The organism is Oscillochloris sp. ZM17-4, from assembly GCF_019599295.1.
Classification (GTDB): Bacteria; Chloroflexota; Chloroflexia; order Chloroflexales; family Chloroflexaceae; genus Oscillochloris.
In genome coordinates this window covers 1-8,982 of record NZ_JAIEWN010000035.1, presented here as the reverse complement: position 1 = coordinate 8,982, position 8,982 = coordinate 1, and the positions used below count along the sequence as shown (strand labels likewise).

The following is an 8,982-nucleotide window of genomic DNA, read 5'->3' as shown; positions in this document are numbered from 1 at the left end:
CCGGCGGGGGCCTTCCTGATGGGGACACCCGAGGGCGACCTGAGCGACCTGGCGCGGCGCTACGGCGGCACCCGCGAGAGCTACCGTGAGGAGTCGCCGCAGCACCGGGTGCAGCTGCCAGCCTATGCGATCGCCGCCACCCCGGTGACAAACGCCCTCTACGCGGCATTCGCCTCGGCGCGGGGCGAGCGCCCGCCCGGCGGCCCCGCCGACTACCCGGTGGTCGATGTGAGCTGGCACGATGCGACCGCGTTCTGCGCGTGGGTAAGCGGGGGCGATACGCCGCGCCGCCCCCCATTTCGGCTCCCGACTGAGGCCGAGTGGGAGCGGGCGGCGCGCGGGGAGGACGGGCGGGTATTCCCCTGGGGCGACGGGTTCGCCCCCGACCTGGCGAACACCCGCGAGGGCGAGCGCGCGGGGCGCAGCCCCGTCGGCAGCTACCCAGAGGGGGCGAGTCCCTGCGGCGCCCTCGATATGGCAGGCAATGTCTGGGAGTGGACGGCCTCGCTCGACACGCCCTACCCCTACGCGCCGGCAAATACCCGCGAGGGGCAGCAGGCAGACGGCAGACGGATCCTGCGCGGCGGATGCTACGCCAACCCGCAGGGGTTCGCCCGCTGCGCCTGCCGCTTTCGTCTCGCCCCGCAGGTTCGGAACAGCTTTATTGGATTTCGCCTCGCCTACAGCCTAAGACAAGATTTCAGATTGTAGATTGCAGATTGCAGATTTGGTGCAGTAGAACGCCATTCACGGCATCAAACTGTAACGTAACCTGAAACCTTGTCTACGTTAAAAGGGAGCCCGCTATGGGGATCAAGTACACCCGGTGGCTGCGGTCCTATGTCGGACACCAGCGCATCATGCAGGTGCGGTCAAGCGGCTTCGTCCAGGACGAGCACGGGGCCATCCTGCTCTGCCGCCGCGCCGATGTGATGCTCTGGGACGTGCCCGGCGGCACCATCAGCCTCGACGAGACGCCGGTGCAGGGGCTCACCCGCGAGGTGCAGGAGGAGACCGGCCTGAGCCTCCAGGCCGAGCGGCTGATCGGCGTCTACGCCGGCCCTGACTTCCAGTGGACCTACCCCAACGGCGACCAGGCCCAGATCCTGGCCATGTTCTTCGCCGCCCGGATCGCCGGCGGCGAGCTGAAGCGCACCGGCCACGAGAATGTCAACATCGGGTTCTTCGCGCCCGACCAGCTCCCGCCGCTGCTGAATCGCACCAAGCGCATGATCGCCGACGCCCTCTCCGGCAAGGGCGAGGCGGTCTTTGAGTAGATTGCAGATTGTAGATTGCAGATTGCAGATTGCAGATTACACCCTGGCAACGCTGTTGATACACTACAACCTGCAACCTGCAACCTGCAACCTGCAATGAGGTCAGTGCCGCCGCACATATTCCATCGGCCCCACCTGACGAACGAGCCCCTTCAGCTCAAGGATGGCCAGGGCCGCCGCCACCTGCGCGGGCGGCATGCCGGCGGCGCGCCCGAGCCCATCGATGTGCTGCGGCTCGTAGCCCAGCAGCTCGATCATGGCGAGCTCGATGGGGTCGGTCGGCAGCTCGGCGCGGGCCTCATGCTGGACGGCCGCATCCGTCAGGTTGAGACCCTCAAGGATATCGCCCGCGCAGGTCACCAGGGTGGCCCCATCGCGCAGCAGGCGGTGCGTGCCCGCGCTCTGCCGCGAGAAGATGTGGCCGGGCACGGCGAACACATCGCGGCCCTGCTCCAGGGCGAACTCGACCGTGATCAGGGCACCGCTGCGCTCCCCCGCCTCGACCACCACCGTGCCGAGGCTCATGCCGCTGATCAGGCGGTTGCGCGGCGGGAAGTTCATCGCCACCGGCCGCGTGCCGAGGGGGTAGTCGCTGACCAGCGCGCCCTGCGCGATGATCCGCTCGGCCATGGCCCGGTTACGCTCGGGGTAGGGCAGATCCACGCCGCTGCCCAGCACGGCGACAGTCCGCCCGCCGGCCTCTAGGGCCGCCGCGTGAGCCACGCTATCGACGCCGATCGCCAGGCCGCTCACCACCGTCACCCCGCGCTGGGCTAGGTCGTGGCTGAGCCGGTGCGCCACCTCGCGGCCGTAGCTGGTGGGCGAGCGGGTACCCACCACCGCGACGGCCCAGGCGTCGGCGAGGGCGAGCGATCCACGCACATAGATCAGGGGGGGCGCGCCGGGGGCGGCCCGCAGCAGCGCGGGGTAGGCCGGGTCCTCGATCGAGAGCAGGGCGACGCCGGCCCGATCAGCCCGCTCAAGCTCGGCGTCAAGGTCTAACTGCGCCCGGGCGGAGCGCAGGGCCGCGCTGCTGCGCGCGTCGAGCCCTGCCATCACAAGATCCAGATCATCGGCGCGCCATGCCGCCTCCACCGATCCACAGTGTGCGATCAGGCGGGCGAGGCGGGCCGGGCCGACGCCGGGGACCAGATTGAACCCAAGGTAGTAGCGTGTGTTTGGTGGTGCCATGAGGGTAGATTGTCGGTTGCAGGGCGCGGAGCGCCGGATGGGGTCGGGCGCACGTCTGTATACCGTGTGAGGTGGCCGATGGTTACGATGGGGTGTTCCAGATCGACCGCCAGGTTGGCGTAGCTGGTGGCTGACAGGGGCGCGCTCATAGGGATCTCCTTACGTATCTCGTGTCGGGCGGGGCAGCTCGCGGAAGGGCAGCACCCGCGTCCAGATATGCGCCACGATCAGCACAAACCCGGCGGCGTAGAGCGCGCCGGAGATCACGCTGAGGGCCGGCATGGCGACGGCGTAGCAGCGTCCGACGCCGACGGCCAGGGCCAGGGTAACGGCTAGGTTCAGGGATCGAGGACGACGAGGTGCAGCTGCTCGACAACCTCTCGCCCAACGACCTGCACGCCGAGCCGTCCATACTAGCCGCCCAGGCCGGCAAGCACGTGATCTGCGAGAAGCCCCTGGCCCGCACCGCCGAGGAGGCCAAGTCCATGCTCGACGCCGTCACCAAGGCCGGCGTCAAGCACATGACCGCCTTCAACTACCGGTTTGTGCCTGCCCTGCGCCTGGCCCGCGAGCTGATCGCCAGCGGCAAGCTCGGCCGGATCTACCACTTCCGCGCCACCTACCAGCAGGAGTGGATCATGCCGCACTACGGCACCCCGCCGATCTGGCGCCTGAGCAAGGCCACCGCCGGCAGCGGTGCCCTGGGCGACCTCGGCGCCCACATCGTCGACCTGGCCCGCTTCCTGGTCGGCGAGATCACCACCGTTGGGGCGATGACCCGCACCTTCATCGAGGAGCGCACCGCGCCCGGCGGCCCCACCAGCACGGTCGATGTGGACGATGCCTTCGTGGCCACGGCCGGCTTCGCCAGCGGGGCCGTCGGCACCCTGGAGGCCACCCGCTTCGCCGCCGGCCGCAAGAACCACCAGGTGGTCGAGATCAACGGCGAGCGCGGCAGCATCCGCTTCGCCCTGGAGCGACTCAACGAGCTGGAGGTCTTCTGGGTCGGCGAAGACCCCCGCGAGACCCAGGGCTTCCACAATGTGCTGGTCAGCGAGGCCTACCACCCCTTCTGGAAGCACTGGTGGCCGCAGGGGCACATCATCGGCTGGGAGCACACCTTCATCCACGAGATCGCCCACATGCTCGACTGCATCGTGAACAATAAGGATGTCGCGCCCTACGGGGCCACCTTCGAGGACGGCTACCGCGCGGCCCTGGTCTGCGACGCCATCCTGGAGTCGGCGGCGACGCGCCGCCAGGTGGACATCGGGTAATTGCAGATTGCAGATTGCAGATTGCAGTCAATCTGCAATCTGCAATCTGCAATCTGCAATTGGATCAAGGAGTGATTCTTGCCCCCTGGGCATACCAGCGCTCCAGCAGGTCGCGCTCCTCGGCGGTGATGCTGGTCCGGTTGTTGAAGGGCATCGTCTGCGTGACGACGGCGCGCTCGTGGATGCGGGCGGCCATGGCCACGATCTGCTCGGGGGTGTCGAACATCACCCCGACCGGGGCGACGGTGAAGATATTGTCGGTGGGGTGCGCCGAGTGACAGACCACGCAGCGGCGCTGGATCACCGACTGGACGGCGGCGAAGCTCACCGGCTCGGCGGCGGACGCGCTCGGCGTGCGGGCCGGGCGGGCGGTCAGGATCATCGCCACGGCCAGGGCCACCACCCCCGCGCCCGCCGCCCAGCGCAGCCACGGCCCGTAGGTGAAGCGGATGTTCATGAAGTGGCGCACCAGGGCACTGCCCACCATCAGCACGGCTAGCACTAGCCAGCCCATCTGGTTGCCGTAGGTGATCGGGTAGTGGTTGCTGATCATGATGAATAGCACCGGGAAGGTCATGTAGTTGTTATGGATGGATCGCTGCTTGGCCCCGTAGGAGAGGGCCGGGTCCTGGGCCAGCCCGGCCTTGGTGGCGGCCACCAGCCCGCGCTGCGAGGGCACGATGTACAGCCAGACGTTGCCGGTCATCAGGGTGCCCATCAGGGCGCCGACGTGGATGTAGGCGGCCCGCCCGCTGAGCACCTGCGAGAGCCCGTAGGCGATGCCGATCAGCAGGGCGAAGGAGATCGCGAAGGCCAGCGGCGTGTTCTTGCCCAGCGGCGAGCGCCAGAGCAGGTCGTAGACGAACCAGCCGCCCACCAGGGTGGCCACGCCGATCGCGATGGCGACCGGCGGGCTGATCTGGGCCACGCTCGGGTCGATCATGTAGGCCGCCCCGCCCAGGTAGTAGACGACCGCCAGCAGGAAGATCCCGCTGACCCAGGTGGTCAGGTTCTGGAACATGAACCAGTGGACCTTGTCGGGGTAGCGTGCGCCCTTGGGCAGCAGCTTCTTCTCAACCTCGTAGAAGGCCCCGCTGTGCAGCAGCCAGATCTTGCCCTGCTCGCCCTCCCTGGGCCAGTCGGACTGCACCAGGTTGCGGTCGAGCCAGTTGAACAGCATGGAGTTCCCGATCCACATGATCCCGGCGATCACGTGGGTCCAGCGCACGAGCAGGTCGATCCACTCTCGGATGTTCAGCTCCACAGCGACTCCTCTAATAGCCGATAGCCGATAGCCGATAGCCGGGATACCACACATCGTTCATCACGGAACGACGTGCCCACGTTGGCTATCGGCTATCGGCTATCGGCTATTCCTCAAGCCTCGCGTCCACCTCGGAGACCAGCTCCTCATAGACCCGCTCGGAGATCACGCCGCCGCTGGACAGGCTGGTGAGCATGGCCCGCTCGGCGCGCAGCCCCTCGCGGCGGGCGTCGTCGCGCTCCTCGTCGCGCAGGTGCGGGTGCTCCTCAAGCAGCTCGCGCTGGGCCTGGCTGGCCTCGTCGATCCGGCCGTCGAGGTGCGCGCTGACCTGGTCTGAGGTGGCGGCCGAGATCATGCCGGCGCGGGTGAGCTGCTGGACGCGCTCGCGGGCGGCTCGGGCGGCCATCAGCCGGCCGTGGCGGCGCTCGTATTCCAGCGCAAGCTCCTCGCGCTGGATAAGGCCGAGCCGGCGCAGCAGCGGGCTCATGGTGGTGCCCTGGGCCAGCAGGGTGAACAGCACCACCCCGAAGGTCATCACCCGCAGCAGGTCGCGGTCGGCGAAGCTGGTCGGCAGGCTGAGGGCCAGGGCCAGGCTGATCGCGCCGCGCAGGCCGCCCCAGAAGAGCACGTGCTGGTAGGTCAGCGGCACGCGCCGGCCGCGGATGTTGGCCAGCCAGGAGATGCTGTAGATCACCAGCGCCCGGCTGGCGATCACCGCCGCCACTGCGATGCCGATCGGCAGCAGGTAGGGCAGCATCTGCGGGATGTTCACGTCCAGGCCGATCAGCAGGAAGACCAGCGAGTTGGCCACGAAGGCCAGGTACTCCCAGAAGTTGAAGAGCACGATCCGGGTGGTGGGCGACATGCCTCGCGGGCCGACGTTCCCGCAGACGATGCCGGCGCTGACCACGGCCAGCACGCCGCTGACGTGCAGGCGCTCGGCGATCAGGTAGGCCCCGAAGGCCAGCACTGTGGTCAGGGTGGTCTCGATCAGGTAGTCGTCGATGCGGCCGATCAGCCAGGCCACCACCAGCCCCATGCTCACGCCGACGATCACGCCGCCGGCGGCCACCCGCAGGAAGTCGATCACGGCGGCCAGGATCTGGGTCGGCAGCGAGCCGGCCGCCTCGCCGCCGCCGGCGCTGGCCAGGGCTGCGGCCAGCAGCAGGTTAAAGAGCACGATCGCCGTGCCGTCGTTGAATAGGCTCTCGCCCTCGACGATCACCGTGAGCGGCTTGGGCGCGCCCACGGCCCGGAAGAGCGCCACCACGGCCACCGGGTCGGTGGCGGCGATCAGCGCGCCGAAGACCAGCCCGGTGCTCAGCGAGACCCCCGCCGCCGCCGAGACAATCAGCCCGACGATGGCCGTCGTCAGCAGGACGCCGGGGATTGCCAGCAGCAGGATGGGCAGCAGGTTGTCGCGCAGGCGGTCAAACTCGATGTGGAAGGCGGCCTCGAAGACCAGCGGCGGCACGAACAGGGCCAGGATCAGCTCGGGCGTCAGCTCGAGGCGCACCTCCTGGTTGAAGGTGATCAGCAGGCCGACGATCACCAGGGCCACGGTGTAGGGCAGGCGCAGCCGCCGCACGCCGATGGCGACCAGCGAGACGACCAGCAGCAGCTCGATCACCAGGGTCTCGGTGGCGAGGAATTGTTCCATAGCCGCCAAGTATACCCGCCGCGCCCGCATCGTCAAGCAGGGGCGCGCCGCGCCCCGCCCCTGGAGTTTTGCTCCAGACCTCAGGTTATGATTGGGCGCTGGCGCAGGGCGGATGCACCGTCGCTGGGCGAAGCTCCAGACCCGTTTTTTGTTGGGTTTGGGCGGCGCAGCCGCCCAAACCCAACAAAAATATATGTTAGCGCGAATAAGCGCTGGGTACACCTGGGAGCGTCGGTGGCCCCGCTAGGGGAAGCCGCGCGCCGGCGGCAGCGGCAGCAGCGCCAGCGCCAGCAGCGGCGGCAGCGCGTCGATGATCACGACTCCCCTCTCCCGCCGCAGCGGGAGCGGGGCTGGGGGTGAGGGCCTCTTCCCCACCACCATCCAGCGCGACAGCAGCCAGGCCAGCCCCAGGGCCGACAGCCCACCGGGGTAGATCAGCAGCCGGGGCCAGGCCAGCCCCAGGGCGCCGAGCAGCTCGCCCACGCCGTCAGCCCTCGCCCCGGCGGCCGCGCCAGGAGATCAGGCGGGTGCCGATCCAGGCCAGGGCCGCCAGGATGATCATCAGGCCGGCCATCGCCAGGGTCGGCAGCGAGGCCACCGGCTGCCGCGCCGCGTCCAGGGCGATCAGGCCGGCCCACGGCCACAGGGCGATCTCGCCCATGGGCGAGAGGCCGCCGGCGAGCTGGGAGACCACCGGGCGCACCAGGAGCGCCAGCGCCAGGGGAGCGCCGAGGCCGAGGCCCGCGCTCAAGCCGGCGGCCAGTAGCAGCCGGGCATCCTGGGGCCACCACCGGCCCGCGCCGCCCTCGGAGGCCAGGCGGGCCACCGGCACGGCCGACAGCAGCGCTGCGACCCAGAGGGCCGCCGCCAGGGCGGGCACGCGCCCGGCGGTGGCGGCGGCCACTCCGACCCAGGACACCACAAAGGGCAGGCCAAAGGGCGCGGCCGCGCTGAGCGCCCACAGCGGCCAGGGCCGCGTAGGCTCCGCCGCCGCGCCCAGGCCGAGCGCCATCAGCGGCAGGCCCAGCAGGGCGAAGGCCGCCAGGGCCAGGCCCGCCCCCGAGCCGAGCCCCGCGCCGACAATCGCCAGCCCGATCAGGTAGCGCGGCAGCCAGGCCGCCGCCCGCGCCGGTGTGTCGGTCGCCGCCCGCCACGCCGCCCAGAGCGCCGCCGCGCAGCCCAGCAGCAGCGCCGCCGCGAGCCAGCCCAGGTTCCACGGCCCCAGGCTGTCCAGGCGCAGCAGCGGGTAGAGCATGGCCGGGCCGAGCAGCGGGTCGATCCGTCGGGCGGGGCCTTCATCGCGGCCATCGACCAGGGCCAGCATGCCGCCGCCGAGCAGCGCGGCCAGCAGCAGCAGGGCGAAGGCCCCGCTGTTCAGCCCCGCCCCTGCCCCCGGTTCGCCGTAGCGCCACTCGCCCGCCCGCAGGCCCAGGCTCGCCGCTCCCAGGGCCAGGCAGATCAGCGGCGCAGCCGCCGGCAGCGCATCAGCTGGCCGGCGGCCATTCACGCGCGCGAGCCCCGCCAGGCCAAAGAGCGCCGCCATCACCCCCAGGTGCCCGCTCAGATAGGCCGCCGCCAGCAGGCCGGGCGCAGCCAGCAGCCGCGACGGCGCCTCCTCGCGCCCCGAGACCAGCTCAGCCAGGGCCAGCCCCGCCGTGACCAGGGCGAAGAGCGCGCCCAGCGAGTCGGCGCGCAGCATCCCGCCCAAGGCACCCGGCGCCAGCGGCGCGTCGCGCACCAGCCACGCCATCCCGAGCGAGGCGGCCACGCCGAGGGAGAGCAGGAAGCCTATGAAACGACGAGCAGATACAGCATTCAGCATTCAACATTCAACATTCAGCATTCAACATTCAACGCCCCCCGGAGGCGAGATCCTGGTGGCGATACTTGCAGTTGTCGCAGTAGGTCACGCGGTAGCCGGCCACAGTGGCCCGCTGGAGCGGGCGCCCGCAGTGCGGGCAGCTCGCGCTAAGCATGCTCCCGGCACCTGTGACAACCGGCTGATCGGCGGGCGCGGGGTGCGGCGGCGCAGGCTCGCGCGCCGGTGGCGGCGGGGCGAGCGCGGGCGGCGCGGGGGCGGCGCGGGCGGCGGGCGACGCCTGGTGTGCCGCCGCCGGGCCAAGGCTCATCCGCTCGCTCAGCCGCTCCACCAGCTGCGCGTAGTCGATCGCCCCGCGCGATCGCGGGTCGTACTCATAGATCGTCTTGCCCAGCGCCGAGGACTCCGAGAGCCGCACGTTCACCCGGATCGGCGGCAGCACCAGGTCGCCATAGCGCGAGCGCAGCGCCTCAAGCAGATCCACCGACTGGCGC

General features: G+C 70.2%; 9 protein-coding genes and 1 pseudogene. 3 read left to right on the top strand and 7 right to left on the bottom strand.

The window, feature by feature from the left end; translation table 11 throughout:
• The coding region (locus K2Z83_RS20475) for a formylglycine-generating enzyme family protein (protein ID WP_220597049.1) at positions 1-711 on the top strand (711 nt) is incomplete at its 5' end.
• Between the two features lie 95 nt (positions 712-806).
• Positions 807-1,277, top strand: a complete 471-nt coding sequence (locus tag K2Z83_RS20470; RefSeq protein ID WP_220597048.1) for an NUDIX domain-containing protein — start codon at positions 807-809, stop codon at positions 1,275-1,277.
• A gap of 102 nt (positions 1,278-1,379) precedes the next feature.
• Here the strand turns inward: K2Z83_RS20470 and dprA are convergent, their stop codons facing one another.
• Complete coding sequence (dprA, locus tag K2Z83_RS20465; protein WP_220597047.1) at positions 1,380-2,468, bottom strand: DNA-processing protein DprA; 1,089 nt, start codon at positions 2,466-2,468, stop codon at positions 1,380-1,382.
• A gap of 159 nt (positions 2,469-2,627) precedes the next feature.
• Entirely contained in the window at positions 2,628-2,750 is a 123-nt protein-coding gene (locus K2Z83_RS29240) for a hypothetical protein (protein ID WP_255604352.1), read from the bottom strand.
• Between the two features lie 77 nt (positions 2,751-2,827).
• On the opposite strand from K2Z83_RS29240, the gene K2Z83_RS20460 reads away from it, so the two are divergent.
• Positions 2,828-3,745: a Gfo/Idh/MocA family protein gene (locus tag K2Z83_RS20460; RefSeq protein WP_220597046.1), complete on the top strand. Its 918-nt coding sequence runs from the start codon at positions 2,828-2,830 to the stop codon at positions 3,743-3,745.
• 64 nt (positions 3,746-3,809) lie between these two features.
• Here the strand turns inward: K2Z83_RS20460 and K2Z83_RS20455 are convergent, their stop codons facing one another.
• The 5 genes and pseudogenes from K2Z83_RS20455 to K2Z83_RS20435 all read right to left on the bottom strand — a co-directional run.
• Positions 3,810-5,009 carry a urate hydroxylase PuuD gene (locus K2Z83_RS20455; protein WP_220597045.1) on the bottom strand — a complete coding sequence of 400 codons (1,200 nt, stop codon included), beginning with the start codon at positions 5,007-5,009 and terminating at the stop codon, positions 3,810-3,812.
• A gap of 106 nt (positions 5,010-5,115) precedes the next feature.
• Positions 5,116-6,669 (bottom strand): Na+/H+ antiporter, encoded by a 1,554-nt coding sequence (locus tag K2Z83_RS20450; RefSeq protein WP_220597044.1) that lies wholly within the window; start codon positions 6,667-6,669, stop codon positions 5,116-5,118.
• 243 nt (positions 6,670-6,912) lie between these two features.
• On the bottom strand, positions 6,913-7,152 hold the full coding sequence (locus K2Z83_RS20445; RefSeq protein ID WP_220597043.1) for a hypothetical protein: 240 nt from the start codon (positions 7,150-7,152) through the stop codon (positions 6,913-6,915).
• 4 nt (positions 7,153-7,156) lie between these two features.
• Positions 7,157-8,491, bottom strand: coding sequence for a hypothetical protein (locus K2Z83_RS20440; protein WP_220597042.1), 1,335 nt, complete (start codon positions 8,489-8,491; stop codon positions 7,157-7,159).
• A 28-nt stretch (positions 8,492-8,519) separates the two neighbouring features.
• Positions 8,520-8,982 (bottom strand): annotated as a pseudogene (locus K2Z83_RS20435) (ParA family protein); the annotation flags it as partial.

What these genes read in the sequence shown, in the direction of transcription:
- K2Z83_RS20470 (WP_220597048.1), top strand. Translation starts at nt 807, where the DNA reads ATGGGGATCAAGTACACCCGGTGGCTGCGGTCCTATGTCGGACACCAG.
- dprA (WP_220597047.1), bottom strand. Translation starts at nt 2,468, where the DNA reads ATGGCACCACCAAACACACGCTACTACCTTGGGTTCAATCTGGTCCCC.
- K2Z83_RS29240 (WP_255604352.1), bottom strand. Translation starts at nt 2,750, where the DNA reads ATGCCGGCCCTCAGCGTGATCTCCGGCGCGCTCTACGCCGCCGGGTTT.
- K2Z83_RS20450 (WP_220597044.1), bottom strand. Translation starts at nt 6,669, where the DNA reads ATGGAACAATTCCTCGCCACCGAGACCCTGGTGATCGAGCTGCTGCTG.
- K2Z83_RS20440 (WP_220597042.1), bottom strand. Translation starts at nt 8,491, where the DNA reads ATGCTGAATGCTGTATCTGCTCGTCGTTTCATAGGCTTCCTGCTCTCC.